Consider the following 18702-nt stretch of genomic DNA (forward strand, 5'->3'; position numbering starts at 1 on the left):
TCGGTAAAATGGGAAAGGTGGAACTTCACGAAGATGAATATGCTTACGATGTCATGTTGCGCCTGGCACGTAACCTGCTTATGCGGGGTGCCAAAGTACACATCATCATTCAGGACGCGCGGGATGGTATCCGCAACGACCGTTTCCTGACAAACAGCAAACGCGAAACCTGTATGGGCGACCCGATTCCGTTCAATCAGGTGAGACGCCTCGAACAGCGAAGCGAAAAGATCAATTCGTTGTTTAAAAAAGATAAAGAGCTCTACAAACGTGCTATTTTCATGCATATCGACAGTCGCAGTAAAAGTCATCAGACGGATGTTTTCTTCTATTACCAGGATAAAAACTCAGAGAGTAAACATCTGGCCAAAACGATGAAGTCGACTTTCGAACATAAATACAACAGGCATCAGCCGGGCCGCGGATTTACAGGGACAGTCGGACAACGCGGATTGTATGTTTTAAGAAAAACGACCCCTCCTTCCGTTTTTGTTGAACTGGGAAACATACAAAACAGTTTCGACCAGAAGCGTTTCATTCTCAGCGATAATCGCCAGGCTCTGGCCAACTGGCTGTGCGAAGGTTTTGTAACAGACTATAAACGTTACAGAAAAAAGCTCAAATAAGATCGTTGATATTGAATTTACAAAGAGAAAATTGCTGAAAATTCCACAGAGAAATTGTACCTTTGTGTATTAATCATCGAATCGTTTTAAAACACCATGAATAATTCTTATATATCTCCTTTTGCAAAACCCGTTTATGTGATGTTGAAGCCGGTAGGGTCAGTTTGTAATCTGGCCTGCGAATACTGTTATTACCTGGAGAAGGGGAAACTGTATCCGGAGGTGAAGAACCATATAATGAGCGAACAATTGCTGGAGAAATTCATTAAAGATTATCTGGAATGTCAGACCATGCCGCAGGTGCTTTTTACCTGGCACGGCGGGGAAACATTGATGCGTCCGATCAGTTTTTATAAGAAGGCGCTCGAGCTTCAAAAGAAATATGGCCGCGGACGGCAGATCGATAATTGCATCCAGACAAACGGGACTTTGCTTACAGACGAGTGGTGCCGCTTCTTCAAAGAAAATAACTTTCTCGTAGGCGTCTCGATAGACGGCCCGCAGGAGTTTCATGACGAATACCGCCGTAACCGCCAGGGACTTCCCTCCTTCTTCAAGGTGATGAAAGGGATCGAACTACTGAAGAAACATCAGGTCGAATACAACGCTATGGCTGTGGTTAACGACTATAACGTCGATTATCCGCTGGAATTTTATCAATTCTTCAAAGATTTGGATTGTCATTATATCCAATTCGCCCCTATTGTGGAACGGCTGGGAACACACACGGACGGGACAAAGCTCACCTCCCCGGAACAGCAGGATGCCAATATCAAACTGGCACCCTTCTCTGTCGACTCCGGGAAATGGGGAGATTTCCTCTGTGCCATTTTCGACGAATGGCTGAAGGAAGATGTAGGGAACTATTATATCCAGCTATTCGATGCCACCTTAGCCAACTGGGTTGGCGAACAGCCGGGTATCTGCACGCTGGCACGCACCTGCGGCCATGCCGGTGTGATGGAATTCAACGGTGACCTGTATGCCTGCGACCATTTCGTATTCCCGGAATATAAACTGGGGAATATCTATACGCAGACATTAACAGAAATGATGTATAGTCAGAACCAACTGAAGTTTGGTGCCGACAAATATGATAAACTCCCCACGCAATGCAAAGAGTGCGAATATGTTTTTGCTTGCAATGGCGAATGTCCTAAAAACCGCTTCCTGCATACAGCCAGCGGCGAACCGGGATTAAACTATCTATGCAAAGGATACAAGAAGTTTTTTAAACATGTAGCTCCTTATATGGATTTTATGAAAAAGGAATTACTGGCCCAGCGTCCGCCCGCGAATGTGATGGAATGGGCTAAAGAGAACAAAGAGACTTTATAAAACAAAATGAAATACAACAGACGTGATTTTATTAAAACAGGAGGTATGGTTATGCTTGGTTCGATAGCGGTTCCCTCTTTTTTAGGAGGTTGTGCCGGAAGTCCTGAAGACAAAGCTGCCGGTATCTCATTTGCGCTAAACCATTTTGGTTTGAGTGAGAGTGATATGAAAAAAGTGCTGACTGCCGCACTGGAGAAAGGCGGGGATTATGCCGACCTTTTCTTTGAACATTCTTACCGTAACAATATAGGGCTACAAGACGGTGCTGTGAACCGTGCCTCTTCTAATATTGACTTCGGAATGGGCGTACGTGTCCTGGCCGGAGATCAGACGGGCTATGCCTATGTGGAAAATATTTCGTTGGACGAGATGGTGAAAGCTGCGCGTACGGCTGCACGTATCGCCAATGGTGCCGCCGGGAAAGGTCCGGCCAAACTGACTGAAGAACCGATCGTCAACAACTTCTACGGTGTACAGACTCCGTGGGACGAAATTGCCGTTAAGGAAAAAACACCTTATCTGCAAAAGCTGAACGACCAGATCTTTTCACTCGACAAGCGGGTGCATAAAGTAATGGCTTCCCTGGGAGATACGACTTCACATATTCTTTTCTGCAACTCGGAAGGACAGATGTATTACGATTATCGCCCGATGGTCACACTGGCAGCCGTTTGTATCATGGAAGATAATGGAAAGATTGAAAATTCGTACGCCTCACGTGCATTCCGCATGGGAGCCGAATTCTTGACAGACGATATTATCAGTGAAATAGCCAAAGAAGCAGTAGAGAAGACCTCTATCCTATTCCAGGCCGTAAAACCCAAAGGCGGCGAAATGCCTGTCGTAATGGGTGCCGGAGGATCGGGTATCCTGTTGCATGAAGCGATCGGGCATGCGTTTGAAGCAGACTTCAACCGCAAAAACACCTCCATATTCTCCGATCAGTTGAATAAGAAGGTATGTAATGAGCATATCAATGTAGTCGACGACGGAACGATCCCATTCAACCGTGGCTCCGTCAACATCGACGACGAAGGTGTGGAAGGCCAGAAAACCTATATCGTGAAGGAAGGTATCCTGACAAGTTACCTGCACGACCGTATCAGCGCCAGGCATTATGGCATTCCTTCGACAGGGAACGGTCGCCGTGAGTCTTTCCGCCAGATGCCTATCCCCCGTATGCGTGCCACTTACATGGAGGCCGGAAACGTAACGGAAGAAGAAATGATCTCGACCGTGAAGAAAGGAATCTATGCATCCAGCTTTACCAACGGACAGGTGCAGATCGGTGCCGGCGATTTTACTTTCTTCGTAAAAGACGGTTACCTGATCGAAAACGGCAAACTGACGCAACCGATCAAGGATATCAATATCATCGGTAACGGCCCGAAAGCGTTGGCCGACATTACAATGGTCGGAAACAATTATAAAATGGATAACGGCACATGGACTTGCGGTAAAGACGGACAATCCTGTCCGGTGACTTGCGGTATGCCGTCCGCTTTGGTTAGTAAACTTACAGTAGGAGGAGAAAATTGATATGATAACTAACGAAAATAAGAAGCTGGCTCAATGGGCCATGGAGTTCGCTTTGAAGAATGGTTGCCAGGCCTCACGTGTAAGTCTGTACAATGGTTCAAGCAGTTCGTTTGAAATACGGGATATGAAAATAGACCGCCTGCAACAGGCATCCGAAAACAGCCTGGTGATCCATCTGTTTGTGGATGGTCGTTATGGCTCATTTTCTACCAATCGCCTAGATAAACAAGAACTGGAAAAGTTTATCCGCAACGGTATCGACTCGACCCGCTATCTGGCAGAAGACAAAGCCCGTACATTGCCCGATGCCTCGCTTTATTATAAAGGAGGAGGTGCCGACCTGCAACTGATCGATCCGAAATTCGACTCGATCCTTCCGGACGATAAAGTGGCACTTGCCATGAATACCTGCGACGAGATGATGGGAAAAGACGATCGTATCATTTCTGCCAACTCTTCCTACAGCGACGAGAAAGACTTCAAATATATGGTAGCCAGCAACGGTTTCGAAGGGGAAGCTTGCGGCTCTTCTTTCAGCCTGGTAGCCAGCGTAAGCATTCGTGGTGAAGGGGATGCCCGCCCAGAATCATACTGGTATGACTCTTCATTATATTACGATACGATGATCAAGACAGGGTTAGGAAAACAGGCTCTTGAACGTGTATTCCGTAAACTGGGACAAAAGAAGGCCGCTTCCGGAAAATATCAGATGGTTGTAGATAATATGAATTCCGGTCGCCTTTTATCTCCGGTACTCGACGCTTTATACGGTTCTTCCATCCAACAGAAAAACTCTTTCCTCCTGGATAAGCTGGATCAGAAAGTGTTAGGCGATAAACTGACACTGATAGACGAACCGCACATGCCTAAAGCCTCCGGTGCCCGTTATTTCGACGGTGAAGGTGTTGCGACCCGACGTTTGCCGGTATTCGAGAATGGCGTATTGAAAACGTATTATATCGATACCTATTCCGCCAATAAAATGGAAGTAAAACCGACTATCGCCTCTCCTTCCATCCTGACTATGCAAATGGGGAACAAAGATACCGACGGTCTGATCGCTTCCGTGGACAAAGGGATCCTGATAACAGGCTTCAACGGAGGTAACTGTAACAGTACGACAGGAGATTTCTCTTACGGCGTAGAAGGCTTCCTGATTGAAAAAGGTAAACTGACACAGCCTATTTCAGAAATGAATGTAACAGGAAATATGATCTCCTTATGGAGCAATCTGGTAGAAACAGGAAACGATCCCCGCCTCTTCTCCAGCTGGCGTATCCCTTCGCTTCTGTTCGATGGGGTTGATTTCAGCGGATTGTAAACATTAATATAAAATACATAAGATTTAAAGCCCAGGGATGTTATCCCCGGGCTATTTTTTTGTCCTCTCCAAACTTAAGAAAACGGCATAAGTCTTATCAGAACTATGGTTTTTTGTATAGCCGGTAAACTCATCCTCCTTTAAACAACTGATAATGACTTCTTTTATTGATTTGTGTAATGTAAACTAAAAATGCCGGTGTATCCTGAGTTTCTTGTGCTTATCAGATAAAGAATAATATGACTCTCTTTTTACTAGATTAATGGACTATTTTATAAGTTAACAAATCTTGCTGTCATGTTTTTTGTTGTGATCAACTTCCTCTATAGTGCAAACATAAATAAATTTTATTAATATAACCAATAAATCAGGCAAAAAATATTCTGTTTATTGATTGATTTATAGTATTTAGAAGTAAACTATCTGCTGTTTTCGAACACAGCACATGCGTTAATTATAATATAATAAGGTGTAAATATATTCCGACTCGTTTTATCGCATCATATATCTCTGTGTAAAAACCATAGTTCTGATAAGACTATGGTCTATAGAAAATAGAGATTTTATATTTATTGTTTTACCTTAAAAGAGTGTTCGAACTATGCAGAACAAACGACGTTATTACAAACCAGACAGAGACAGGTGAGAATAATTATTTAGTGCCTTGCTAACCAAGTATTAATATTAATGTAAACAAAATGTTTTATGAAAAGAATCATCTATCTTTTTATTTGCCTGTTTATAGGCATAGGGCTAGTTTCCGCACAAACAACCAGAGTAACAGGTCTTGTTACCTCTGCCGATGATAGCGACCCTATAGCCGGAGCTACAGTGATGGTGAAAGGTACCTCATTAGGTACAGTTACAGATCATGAAGGTCTTTTCGATCTGAATGTCCCGACCACAGCAAAAACACTTGTATTTTCCTATCTGGGTATGGTACCACAGGAGGTTGCCGTTCAACCCAAAATACATGTAACTCTCGCAACAGACACACAAAATCTGGACGAAATTGTGGTAGTTGGTTATGGTACACAACGTAAAAAAGATGTAACCAGTTCCATCTCTCAAATTAAAGGAGACGAACTTGCAGACAAAGCATCCCCGAGCTTTATGCAACAGATGGCCGGACGTGCAGCAGGTGTACAGGTTATATCAGGTAGCGGTGACGTAACCTCTCCTCCCCGTATCATTATTCGTGGTGTAGGAACTATTTCTTCTTCCACCTCTCCTCTTTATGTAATCAACGGAGTGCCTGTTACTTCCGGAAACTTAGGTTATTCATATTCAAACAACAATGCTTTGGCCGATATTAATCCGTCGGATATTGAATCAATGGAAGTCCTGAAGGATGGAGCAGCTACAGCTATTTATGGTTCCCGTGCCGCCAACGGTGTCGTTTTGATCACTACCAAACAAGGAAAACAAGGAAGTGCCAAAATCACCTACGACACATGGTTTGGAGTTTCCAAGGCTGCCAAATTATATGATTTGCTCAATGCACAGGAGTTTGTGACCATCGCAAATGAAAAATATGCAAACATGGATGGAAAACCGCAAGCTTTTATGGACAATAAAGGTACAGACACGAACTGGTACGACCATACGTTCAGAACAGGTTTCCAGCAAAGTCATTCGGTTTCTATCTCCGGTGCTTCGAATAAGACCCAGTATTTTACATCCGCCGGATATACCAGTCAAAAAGGTTTAGTGATCAATAACAGTTACGACCGTTATACCTTCTATGGCAAAGCAGAGCACAAATTCCTAAAAGATTACGTTTCAGCTGGTTTTTCTTTAAATGCTTCCGCTCAGAACAATACAGGCCCTGTTAAAGGCACCAGTTCAATAAGTGATAACATGTACGCATCTTCCCGTATGTTACCTAACGTTGAAGTATATAACCCGGACGATCCGACAGGTTACAACATTGAAGCCAGCGACAGAAAATCATTAGGGAAAGGTGCTAACTTACGTACCATTGAAAATACAATCCCGAACATTGTGTGGGTACTTGAAAACAACAAACAAAAGAACACATCATGGCGCTTGTTACCTACTGCCAATATCGATATTCGTCCTACAAGCTGGCTTACCTTCCGCTCATTGGTTGGTGCTGATATCAGCTTGATAGAAGACACATATGTATGGAATCCTGAATCCGGTGACGGTTACGGATACAAAGGGTTGGTCAACAGAAGCTCAATGAAACGTCAGCGCTGGAATTTCCAGAATTTCCTTACATTCGACAAATCCTTTGGTAAACATAACATTAATGGAACAGCTGTTGCCGAATGGACCAATTATACCTATAACCGTATCACCGCAGGCGGACGCGAATTTTCTGACCCGTTCTTTGTTGACGAGCTTATCGGAAGCACTTATGTTACCCAAAGTTCAAGCGGAAGCTGGACAACAAACGGGTTAGCTTCTTACATTATCCGTGCCAATTATAACTACAACAGTTTGATTTATGTAGGCGGTTCGGTTCGTTGGGATGGTATTTCCAGTTTGCATAAAGACAATCGTTGGGGTACATTCTTCGGTTTGTCAGGTGCATTAAGAGTCTCTAATCTGAATTTCTGGAAAGATGCTCCAATCAATGATTATATTAACGATTTCCGTATTCGCGGTAGTTTTGCCGAAGTCGGAAACGACCGTTTGTCGGGAGACTTTTTGTATGAAGATTTCTTCATCGGCCAGAAATACGGAGATCAACCAGGTATTGCATACGATCAGGCAGGAAACAAGAATCTGAAATGGGAAACACAAAAAATCACGGATATAGGTTTCGACATGGCCTTCCTTAACAGCCGCTTCAACCTGGTTTTTGCCTACTGGAAAAAAGATAATAGCGATATTGTACTGGATGTACCGACTCCTCCGTCTTTGGGAATTCCATGGAATAAGATTTCACAGAACTATGGAAGAATCGAGAACAAAGGTATCGAATTGGAAGTAGGTGGTAATGTTATACAGAACAAGGACTTTACATGGAGAACTTCATTTAACTTCTCCACTCAGAAAAGTAAAGTGATCACACTAGTTGAAGAAATCCCATACGAACATTATGTATTGAGAGAAGGTGAAAGCATCAATGCTTTGTGGGGATTTGATTATCAGGGAGTAAATAAAAAGAATGGTAATCCGATGTATAAAAAGGCTGACGGAACACTGATACAGGGTGATCCTAAAAACAGCAAATATTATATATACAATCCATCTAATCCGGAAGATCTTTCAGAACAAAGTACCCTGACACAAGATGATAAGATAATTCTAGGCAACTCTATTCCTACCTGGTTCGGCGGTTGGGATAATACAGTATATTGGAAGAATTTCGACCTGAACATTTTCTTCCGCTTCTCCGGCGGTAATAAAGTTGCCAACGTAACCCGCAGGGATATGCTCGACCAGGGATTCGTAAACAACAGCACAGAAATTCTGGGTCGTTGGCAAAGTAAGGAAAATCCAGGTGATGGACAGGTTCCTAAATTGTATTATGGGAAAAGCAGCTTTATAAACCAGACTTCCGACGGTTCTTCCCGTTGGGTAGAAGATGGCAAATTCCTCAAACTGCAAAACCTGGCACTCGGATATACGATCCCTAAGAATATATGTTCCAAAATATGGCTGGAAAAATTAAGAGTATACGTACAGGCACAGAACTTATTTACAATTACCAGCTACAGTGGTCTTGATCCGGAAGGATACACAGTTGTACCCGGAGTTGAACTGAACGGAAACCCGCAACAGCGTTCATTCATCTTTGGTCTTAACGTAGGCTTTTAATGTGAATTCAGATTGATGAAATAACTATTTAAAGAGAAATTTATATGAAAAAGTATATAGCAACATTTATGTTAGGAATTGGAATACTGACAGGTTGTACAAGCGATGCTATCGATCTCGATCCAAAAGATTCCATACCTTATAATGTAGCATTTGAAACGGCTAAAAGATGTGAGTTGGCAATTGTTGGCTGTTACGATGCTGCCCAAAGCGGATATTATCCGGGAAATGACCAACGACGTGGTTATCCGTTCGGAGCTGCTTCTACCCAGCAGGGAGATATGAAAGGAGAAGATATGGTAAATGTACAGGCCTTTTTCGCTGTGACATACAACGGAGATTACAGCGTTAGCTCCCCTAACGGGCAAGCGCATTGGGAATGTACCTACCAGATGATCAACAAAATCAACATTACAATAGACGGACTTGAAACAGCTCTGGCAAATGGTGTTATCACTCAGGAGAAATATGCAGACGCTATGGGTGAATTACACTTCCTGCGTGCATTGGGATTTCATGAAATGTTAGTTTTCTTTTGTATGCCTTATGCAGCGACACCGGATGCGTCCCATTATGGCATTCCTGTAAGTATAGTTCCTATCAACTCTATCGACAAAGTTGAAGAAGCTAAAAGTGCCGGAAGAAAAACGGTTAAAGAGACATACGACCAGATTCTTCAGGATCTCGATTTTGCAGAAGCCAATCTGGCTGCAACAAGTGCTGATATCGCCAAATTACGCGAGAGTCCTAACACAATATCGCGTGCCACAAAAACAGCAGCTATCGCCCTTAAAGCCCGTGTTTATCAGCACATGGGTGCATGGGATAAGGTTCTTTCCGAATCAGCAAAGATCGTAAGTTCTTCTGCTCCTTTTAAAGATCCGATAGCCGGTCGCCAACTGACTGAACAGCCGGAAGGTCCGTTTGCCAATAACAGCAGCAATACCGAATCGCTGTTCTCTATAGAAAACAGTGTGTTAGATAATTGTACGAATAACGGTTCTCTTTCCCAATTTTACAGTACTGTTCGTAGCCTGGTTTGTGTAAGTCCCATTATTGTGAATGCTGATTTCTGGCTGGCAGAAGACTTAAGAAGAGAACAGCTACTGAAAGTTGCCAAATACGGTGGTATTGATGCTTATTGGTCATGGAAATACCGTACAGGTACGGTTATGAACGACTGGACTCCTGTTATCCGTTATGCGGAAGTGCTATTAAACTATGCGGAAGCTGAAGCCCGTGTAAAAGGCGTCACTTCAACTGCAGTAGAATTATTGAATGCTGTTCGTAACCGCGCTGTTACCGATCCGGCAAAACAATTCACAACAGCTTCTTTTGCAAATGTCGATAAGCTGATGGAAGCAATCATGAACGAACGTCGTATCGAATTCCTGGGAGAAGGCAGACGTTGGCCTGACATCCATCGCCTGACTTATGACAAGTATGCTATAAAAAGTTCCGAAGGAAAAGCAGGTGTGCCTGATAAAGCATCTTGGGGAAGTATGAGCTCTGCCTCTTATAATCCTGGATCCGGCATTATAGATCCGGAGATCCTTAAAACTGCCGGATTCTCTTATGACGACAGAAGATATGTGTTCCCTATCCCTTTGTCTGAAACATCTTCGAATCCTAAAATGGCGGAACAACAGAATCCTGGTTGGTAAATAATTAGTCTCATAGACACACCAATTATATAAACTAATTGCCTCATCCCCGTTCGCGAGAATAGGGATGAGTTTTTTATGAAACCAGTAAATAAACCGAAATGAAATGGCAAGTGCTGCCACCAAGGACAAAGAAATGCCAGATAGGATGCATATACTTATATTTATCCAAAGCATAAAAGATACAGCCTACCGTGTAAAAAATACCTCCGGCGATCAGCCAACTTAATACATCCATCGAGTCGGTTCGCCGGCAAACGTCCAGCAAAGGTTTAAAAGCAATAATAACCACCCATCCCATAGCCAGATAACAGACCGTTTTTAAATGATCGGTCTTTCTCATCTTTTGGAAACTAAGCGCAATACCTATTACCGCTGCAATCCAGACAATAGCAAACAATGACCATCCCCAATATCCTTCCTGCCGAAGCGCCACCAATGTAAAAGGCGTATATGTCCCTGCTATATGCAAATAAATAGCACTGTGATCGAGGCGCCGAAGCAGCCTTTTCTGCCGTACATTGGCAGAAGCATGATAAAAGGTCGATGTGACGTAGGAAGATGTCATGCTAAGCGCATAAACCAGCGAACTACCCACAGCCCAGGGATTTCCACTCCGGACAGAGGTTATCAATAATAGGATGATAGCAACTATCCCGAAGGTCATGCCTGCCCCGTGAGTCAGTACATTAGCGACTTCCTCGCCATAGGTTTGTCTTTGTCTGGTCCTGACCATTCCCAGTTTTACAGTTGTTCTGCCTTGAAGCCAGCTTCCGTTACTGCTGCAATAACTATACCCGCAGGAACATCAGCAGTTACCTCCAATACCTTTTCCGGTGATTTCAGGTCGATAGACCATTCGTCTTCCTTTACCAGTTTATTCAGTTTCGCACCGATAGCAGCCACACAGCCGCCACATTTCGCATTTGTTTTAAATTTCATTGTTGCCATAATTCAATATGTTTAAAGTATTACTTCATAAATTTTAATCTCAAACTGTTAAGAACGACAGACACGGAACTGAAAGCCATTGCAGCACTTGCCAGCATGGGGTTTAACAGTAATCCGTTTATCGGGAACAAGACTCCGGCAGCTAACGGAATACCTATCAGGTTATATATGAATGCCCAAAACAGGTTCTGATGGATCAGGCGCACAGTCCGTCTGGATAGTTTAATTGCTTCAGGCAGCAGTAACAAATCGGAGGTAATCAATGTGACCATAGCTACATCCATAGCAATATCCGTTCCTTTTCCCATCGCGATACTCACATCGGCACGAGCCAGCGCCTGCGAGTCGTTAATACCGTCTCCAACCATTGCCACTTTCTTTCCCTGCTCCTGAAGAGCAATTATATACTCTTCTTTATCGTTAGGCATCACTTCTGCCTTGAAATACTTTATATCCAAAGAATGAGCTACTCTTTCTGCCGTTTTAATTCCGTCTCCGGTCAGCAGATGGACTTCGATACCCATTGCAGTCAGCTCCTTTACCGCAGCAGCCGAAGTAGGTTTAATACGGTCGGAAATAGCCAGTGCAGCCAACAGCTCATCCCCTTTCCCGTAATAAACGACGCTCTGGCCATTTTCCTGCCAGTGAAGGATCTGCGTCATTGACTTTTCGGGAATTTTGGCTCCGAACATTTCCAGCAATCCCTGGCTTCCCACCCAATAGGTAATGCCTTCGACTTCCATACGAATACCTCGGCCGGTAAGACTTTCAAAATTTCGGGCTTCGCAAACGGAAGCACCCGAATCTTCCAGCCAACGGATAATAGCAGAAGCCAACGGATGTTCCGACTTCAGTTCAGCCGTATACAAGATATCCAGATAGCAGACATTCGATTCCGTGAGCCAACAAGACTCCGTCACTACGGGAACTCCCTCTGTTAACGTTCCGGTCTTATCCAATACGATCGTATCCACTTTACAAAGATTCTCCAAAGCAAACGCATCCTTTATCAGAATATGCCTTTCCGCACCTTTACCCATTCCCACCATCAAAGCGGTAGGCGTAGCCAGGCCTAAAGCACACGGACAGGCAATAACCAGAACAGAGACAGCCGACAGTAAGGCATAAGAGAAATAACTGCTTCCCCCGATCACCATCCAACACACGAACGTGATAACGGAAAGGATCACGACGACCGGAACAAATATACCACTTATTTTGTCAACTATACGCTGTACGGGGGCCTTACTTCCCTGTGCAGCCTGCACCATCTGTACGATCTGCGCCAGCATAGTATCATTTCCGACACCGGTAGCTTCCATCGTAAAAGCTCCTTTCTGATTGATCGTCCCGGCCAGTACACGGTCGCCGACGGACTTCTCCACCGGAATAGGTTCGCCGCTCAGCATGCTTTCGTCTACAGAAGATGAACCTTGCAACAAGAGTCCGTCCACCGGAATCTTTTCGCCGGGACGTACACTCAACACATTTCCTCTCTGCAAAGAAGAGATAGGAACTTCCTCCTCCTTTCCGTCTATAATCCGGCGAGCTGTCTTGGGTTGCAACCCCATCAATCCTTTAATAGCGGAAGATGTACTGTTCTTAGCGCGTTCCTCCATCAGTTTGCCCAACAGGACAAACGCTATAATTACACCGGAAGCCTCATAATAAACATGCGGTTCCAGACCCCGCTCATACCAGAACCGAGGATACACAGTATTGAAGAAACTGAATATAAATGCGATAGATGTACTTAGAGCGACCAATGTATCCATATTGGCTTTTCCCTGAATAGCATGGCGTGCACCGCTTACATAGAACGATCGTCCGAACAACAACATAATAGCCAATGCCAGCACCATCATAATCCAATTGGCATACGGCATATGCATAAATACCATTCCCAGCAATGCTAAAGGAACAGATAACACCCATGCGCCTATCGTATTACGTTTCAACCTCTTATAATGCTTGCGAGACATCTCTTCCTGCTCGGCTAACGGATCTTCCGACTCAATAATTAAATCGTATCCCGCAGCCCGTACAGCCTCCTGCATCTTCTGTAAAGTAATAACGGACGGATGATATTTAACTGATAAAGTGTTCGCTGCGAAATTGACGGAAGCCTCTTCTACTCCCTGAAGGGCTTTAACGGTACTCTCCACATTGTTGGCACAAACTGCACAACTCATCTCAAGTACAGGTAATACCTTACTTTCTACCTCTTTCATTATGTCTTATGTTTAAATACTGACTCTTAAATGAAGAACAAAGATACGAATAAAACAGTTGCAACAAAGTTGCGGATTTTCAAACCAGCCCTTTAAGATATGTACTAAATAAATAGATTTATTTGGTATATTTGTCCTATTATTTAACATTCGGATATACGATCTTTGTCACACTATAATTAACGAATGAATTAAAAACGAATACGTATGATACTTGATTCCTTAAACAACACAGAAAAGGTAGAACGCTTGCACCCCTTATTCAAAAAAGCATTCGATTACATAAAAGAAACGGATTTCTCCAAGATGGAGGACGGAAAGTATGAACTGGATGGAACACGTTTGTTCGTGAGCGTTGTAACCCTGTTCGGTAAAGACAAAAAAGAGGCTGCCATCGAAACACATAAAAAGTATATCGATATACAACTACCTTTGCTGGGAGTAGAAAAGATCGGATGGAAGCCCGGTTGTGAATTGCTGGAAGTTTCCATTCCTTACGATGAAGAGAAAGATATTGCTTTCTATGTGGACCGTCCTACGGCCTATACGAAGATCTATCCGGGACAGTTTGCCGTTTATTTCCCCGAAGACGGCCATGCACCCGGCATCGGAGAAGGAAGTATCCGCAAAGTGATCGTAAAAGTGCAGGTAGAAGAATAATATTGCCAGATACGACAAAGCCAGTATTTTCCTTAACGATCGGATCGATCTTTATTCGGAAAATACCGGCTTGTTTTTGCAAAAACAATAACTCCCCGTCCTATTGCCCCGTCGCCTGTAAATACTGTGTACGTTTGATCTGGTAATTCATATAATCTTCCGTATACTGGTCGCGGCTCTGCTGCATCAACGACTGTGCATCCAGCAAATCGCTCAGCGTTTCAGTTCCCGCCTGATAATAAGCGGTACTGAGGCGGACATTCTCCTCTGCCGTAGCGATTGATTCCTCCGAGAGTTTGACCTGCTTATAAGATTCTTCCAACTCATTCCACAGTTTCTGCATTTGCAAAAGTAATTTTTCATTAGAATCCTGACGGGTATATTCAACCGCCTTCAACTGTAGCTTCTGTTTCCTGATAGCATGCGAACCTCCCCACCAATCGGTAACCGGAATGCTTACCGTTGCAAAGATCATTCCGAAAGAATGATCGGTATCGAGAATATTATGGTACATATAACCGGCTCCTATACCCAACGCGGGAAGATTCCGGCCCACTTCCAGTTTATATTGCAGGCGGCTTGCTTCCACCTGTTTATCCAGTAATTTATAACCTACGGTATTAGGAAGAGCCGCTATCGGATCGACCCGGTAAGTTTCCGGCAACGGCAACGATTCCTGCAGACTGGACCGGATCAGGAAATCATCTTCCGGCAGACCGATATACTGTGCCAATACCATTTTCGACAAGCGTAGATTATTTTCTACCTTCAGGCGATCGCTGGCGACACTGTTCCTTTTCAGTTGAACCTGAAGCAGTTCATTCCGGTTGGCAACGCCGGCTTTCACCGATGTCTCCACATCCTTATACAGGTTACCGACCAATGTTTCCATAATCCCGATCGTCTTCATCTTCTCCTGCAACGAGATATTTTGCCAGTAATATTGCTCGACCGTCAACAGAACTTCATCTTCCGACTGTTTCATCCGGCAACGGCTTACTTCTACAGCCAGTGCAGCCAATTTGTTACTGTTCCATATCTGTCCGCCGGCAAAAACAGGTTGGATGGCAGTCACACCTCCCATTACGCCGTTTTTCCCAACAGTCATTTCCAGTCCGGGCATCAGGACCATTTCCGCTATTCCATTGTCGGAAGCAAAAGCACCTCCCGTTGCACTGACGGAAGGGAAGTATTTGGTAAACGCCTCTTTACGGCTCTCTTTCGAACCTTCCAGATCGAGGCGGGCATTCTTCATCCGCGCATTATTATCCAATGCCAACCTGCTGCAATCTTCCAGCGTAAGAAGCTGTTGCGCATTCGCTACTACAAGGAACAATGACAATAAACAAGCTACAACCGGTATCCTATATCTTATCTCTTTTCTCTGCATATTTTATTCTTTTTGTAATGACATCTTATTATTTTTCTCCCTACTTCTTATTCTTTTGAGCTAGCTCAAAATCAATTTCGCCCTGGCTCAAAATTAATTTCGACCATGCTAAAAATTAAATTGAAGCTAGCTCAAAAAGAAAAAACATAGGGACATTTTTATTAAAATATAAGCACTTAGCAATTAGTTATCAGGCTATTTCGGATTAGTTGTTGCCGAATATCTTCCAGTAAAATACCGGCAGGATGGTTACGACCAGTATCATTGCGAAAACAGTTCCTGCACAGATCACGACACCCATCGGCATCCACAGGGAACTTTGACTGATAATCATCGGGACTACTCCTACCGCCGTCGTTGCCGAAGTCAGGAAGATGGGGAGCATACGACGTTTTCCCGCATCGAAAGCGGCATCCTTCGGAGTGAAATGGTGATTGATCCTCAGATCCTGGGCATGCTCGAACATGATGATCGCATTGCGGACAATAATACCCATCAGGCTGATTACTCCCAAGACACAAGTAACACTGAATGCGATGTCCGATATCCATAACCCGAAAGAGGCCCCGAACAGGCAAAGCAACAAAGAAGACAAAGCGGCCAGTGCCAAACCGATCTTCTTGAAATTGAACAGAAGGAAGAAGAAGATGATCACCACCGCGATCAGCAAACCACGCAGCAGGGGGTCGATGATTTCCTGATCCGCCTCTTTTGCCCCTCCATATTCCAGGGAGACGCCCACAGGAAGCGATGGTTCGATCCTGGCTTCAACCAATTTCCCAATCTTTTTCTGTATGCTGTTTTCCGTATATCCCCGCTTCATCTGTGCCATGACACTGATCGTACGGACACCGTTACGTCTCACGATCTGCCCTTCGTTCCATCCGGCTTCTACCGTCGAGACTTGTCGCAGAGGGACGCTTACCCCTGGAACAGCTGTCGGAATGTACTCGTCTTCTACCTGGTTGAACGGTTGCTTATCACTCTTTTTGTCAGCTTTCAGGTGGACGGGCAACTCGTAATCGCCTTCCCAGACGGAGCCGACAGAGAGACCGTCGTAACGGATAGCCATATCAGCAGCAGCCATTGCCTTGGTAATTCCGAGGCGGGAGGCTTCTACCGGATCGAGTTTCACACGTATTTCGGGTTGCATTTCTTCGTAGTTGGTGTGTATCCATTCCAGTTCGTCTATACCTCGCAAAGCTTCCATCATCGAATCGGCGGCCTGTTTCAATAAAGCGATATCTTCGCCGGAGAAACGGATTTCCAGAGGAGAAGAGGCTATCTGGTAATCTAACTGCTTGAACTTGACATAAGCGTTCGGGAAATAATCGGCATAACGATCGGTATAATCGTTCAGGACTTCCTCCGTAGCCTTGGTGGAAGTTGCATTGACTATGAATTGTGCATAATTCTTTCCTGCCAGATTAGGTGCGTATGTCGCCTGGAAACGCGGTGATGCCATACCGACAAAAGAGGTCACAGACAGGATACGTTCGTCTTGCTTCATAATAGCGTAAAGGCTGTCGCAAACCTCTGCCGTACGATGCAAAGGCGTTCCCTGCGGCAGATAGATTTCTACGGCAAACTGATCACGGTCGGCGACAGGCATCATACGCTGATCCAGCCGGCTCATCATCAATAAGGCAAGCAGGATGGAAAGTACGCCTATCCCGATCGTTGTCTTTGGAAAGCGGAATGTCCATTTCAATGTTTTCTCATAAACGGACTGTACTATATCCAATAGGTTAAAGGCCGGTTTGGTTTCTTTTTCCTTCCGTCGATGCAAGCCTTTCTTTATCATGGCATACTCGAGCAACGGGATAAAGACCATGGCTATGACAAGCGAGACCATCAGCGAGATCGTGATCGTCCAGGGGAAATACTCAATGAAATCATGCATCTGCCCCGTCATGGTGAACAACAGAGGGTAGAAAATGATACAGATACAAAGTGTTGCCAGGAAAATAGATGCAAAATAATCTTTAGCACTGGAGATGGCGGCGTTCCAGCGAGACATTCCCTGATCCAGTTTCTCGAGATAAGCGTCGATCACTATGATAGAGTTATCCACGATCATACCCAACACGACGATCAGGGCTGCCAGCGTAACCGTATTCAGCGGAATGCCGGAAACATACATCACTCCTATCGATATAAAGATACTGATCGGAATGGAGGTCGCCGCTACAACAGCCGAGCGGAAAGGGAACAGGATCATCATAACCAGAATTACAATGACGATCGAAACGAAAAGGTCGCGTATAAAAGAAGTTACCGACTCGTTCACGACCTTCGGCTGATCGGCGATCCTACGGATGGAAACACTGTCGGGCAACTCCTTCTGGAAAGCATCCAGCACTTCGTCTACCTGTCTGCCGTATTCCACAATATTATTTCCTTCCCTCATCTCCATGGAGAGAATGATCGCTTTCTTTCCGTTATTGGTAATGTAACTATCCGGTTCAGGATATTCGCGAACGATCCGGGCGATATCTTTCAGGCGGATCATGTTTCCTCTGTTATCCGAGTAAATGATCTGTTCGCCGATCTCTTTTTCCGAAGGGTAAGATACGGAAAAATGAAGAGGGATATCGAGCGACTCACCTTTTACTGTTCCACCGGAGGTAGTGAACCCCTGGGTAAACAGAGTTGTCAGCAATACCCTGCTATCGAGTCCGTAAGCTGTCATCTTATCTTTATCCGGATAAACTCCGATCTGCTCGTTCAGCACTCCGTAACGACGGAGATTGGATACGGATTCGATACGGCGAAGACGATCTTCCAACGTCTCCAGATACTTCTCCAGTTCACGGTAAGTTTTATCTTCCGACTCCAAAGTGATCAGCAGGGCGGATGTATCGCCGAAATCATCGTTAGCGATAAGAGCCAATACACCGACCGGCAGTTGCGACTTGAAGTTCTGTAACCCCAGTTTGATCTTCGACCAGACTTCGTCCTTATTGTTGACATCATCGTTCAACTCGACCATCACATACACCAGGCCGTCTCTCGATATGGAATAAGTCTTTTTCTTCTTCACCTCTTTAAAAGTAAAGAGATACCGTTCAAGCGGTTTGGCCAGCTGTTCTTCCACCCCGGAAGAAGTGGCACCAGGATATACGCCTACCACAACGCCCTGTCGGATCGTAAATTCAGGAAACTCCTGTTTAGGCATCTTTACCAATCC

12 protein-coding genes are annotated in these 18702 nt (G+C 44.5%); 7 read left to right on the forward strand and 5 right to left on the reverse strand.

From position 1 onward, the window contains the following. From QZ076_RS19885 to QZ076_RS19910, 6 genes are all read left to right on the forward strand, one after another. Positions 1 to 626: N-acetylmuramoyl-L-alanine amidase (locus tag QZ076_RS19885; protein ID WP_293716615.1), on the forward strand; the 626-nt coding region annotated here is incomplete at its 5' end. 96 nt (positions 627 to 722) lie between these two features. Then, positions 723 to 1964 (forward strand): anaerobic sulfatase-maturation protein, encoded by a 1242-nt coding sequence (locus QZ076_RS19890; protein ID WP_293716617.1) that lies wholly within the window; start codon positions 723 to 725, stop codon positions 1962 to 1964. Positions 1965 to 1970: 6 nt separating this feature from the next. Beyond that, complete coding sequence (locus QZ076_RS19895; protein WP_293716618.1) at positions 1971 to 3503, forward strand: metallopeptidase TldD-related protein; 1533 nt, start codon at positions 1971 to 1973, stop codon at positions 3501 to 3503. Between the two features lies 1 nt (position 3504). Next, entirely contained in the window at positions 3505 to 4824 is a 1320-nt protein-coding gene (locus QZ076_RS19900; protein ID WP_293716619.1) for a TldD/PmbA family protein, read from the forward strand. A 705-nt stretch (positions 4825 to 5529) separates the two neighbouring features. Beyond that, positions 5530 to 8616, forward strand: a complete 3087-nt coding sequence (locus QZ076_RS19905; RefSeq protein WP_293716621.1) for a TonB-dependent receptor — start codon at positions 5530 to 5532, stop codon at positions 8614 to 8616. Positions 8617 to 8660: 44 nt separating this feature from the next. Beyond that, the gene (locus QZ076_RS19910) at positions 8661 to 10280 is read left to right on the forward strand and encodes a RagB/SusD family nutrient uptake outer membrane protein (protein ID WP_293716623.1); all 1620 of its coding nucleotides are present in this window, start codon (positions 8661 to 8663) and stop codon (positions 10278 to 10280) included. A gap of 76 nt (positions 10281 to 10356) precedes the next feature. Here QZ076_RS19910 and QZ076_RS19915 read toward each other — a convergent pair whose 3' ends face one another. The 3 genes from QZ076_RS19915 to QZ076_RS19925 are packed head-to-tail and all read right to left on the reverse strand — an operon-like array spanning position 10357 to position 13462. After that, positions 10357 to 11016, reverse strand: a complete 660-nt coding sequence (locus tag QZ076_RS19915) for a hemolysin III family protein (RefSeq protein ID WP_293716625.1) — start codon at positions 11014 to 11016, stop codon at positions 10357 to 10359. Between the two features lie 8 nt (positions 11017 to 11024). Then, positions 11025 to 11231: a heavy metal transport/detoxification protein gene (locus tag QZ076_RS19920; RefSeq protein WP_293716627.1), complete on the reverse strand. Its 207-nt coding sequence runs from the start codon at positions 11229 to 11231 to the stop codon at positions 11025 to 11027. Between the two features lie 20 nt (positions 11232 to 11251). Further along, positions 11252 to 13462: a heavy metal translocating P-type ATPase gene (locus tag QZ076_RS19925; protein ID WP_293716629.1), complete on the reverse strand. Its 2211-nt coding sequence runs from the start codon at positions 13460 to 13462 to the stop codon at positions 11252 to 11254. Positions 13463 to 13669: 207 nt separating this feature from the next. Between QZ076_RS19925 and QZ076_RS19930 the strand changes: the two genes are divergently transcribed. Continuing rightward, a complete protein-coding gene (locus QZ076_RS19930) occupies positions 13670 to 14122 on the forward strand; it encodes a YhcH/YjgK/YiaL family protein (protein WP_293716631.1) in 453 nt (150 codons plus the stop codon). A 100-nt stretch (positions 14123 to 14222) separates the two neighbouring features. Here the strand turns inward: QZ076_RS19930 and QZ076_RS19935 are convergent, their stop codons facing one another. Both QZ076_RS19935 and QZ076_RS19940 read right to left on the reverse strand, forming a co-directional pair. Continuing rightward, the gene (locus tag QZ076_RS19935) at positions 14223 to 15512 is read right to left on the reverse strand and encodes a TolC family protein (RefSeq protein WP_293716633.1); all 1290 of its coding nucleotides are present in this window, start codon (positions 15510 to 15512) and stop codon (positions 14223 to 14225) included. A gap of 205 nt (positions 15513 to 15717) precedes the next feature. Next, on the reverse strand, positions 15718 to 18702 hold a 2985-nt coding region (locus QZ076_RS19940), incomplete at its 5' end, for an efflux RND transporter permease subunit (RefSeq protein ID WP_293716635.1).

The organism is uncultured Parabacteroides sp. (assembly GCF_905196875.1).
In the GTDB taxonomy this organism is placed as follows: Bacteria; Bacteroidota; Bacteroidia; order Bacteroidales; family Tannerellaceae; genus Parabacteroides.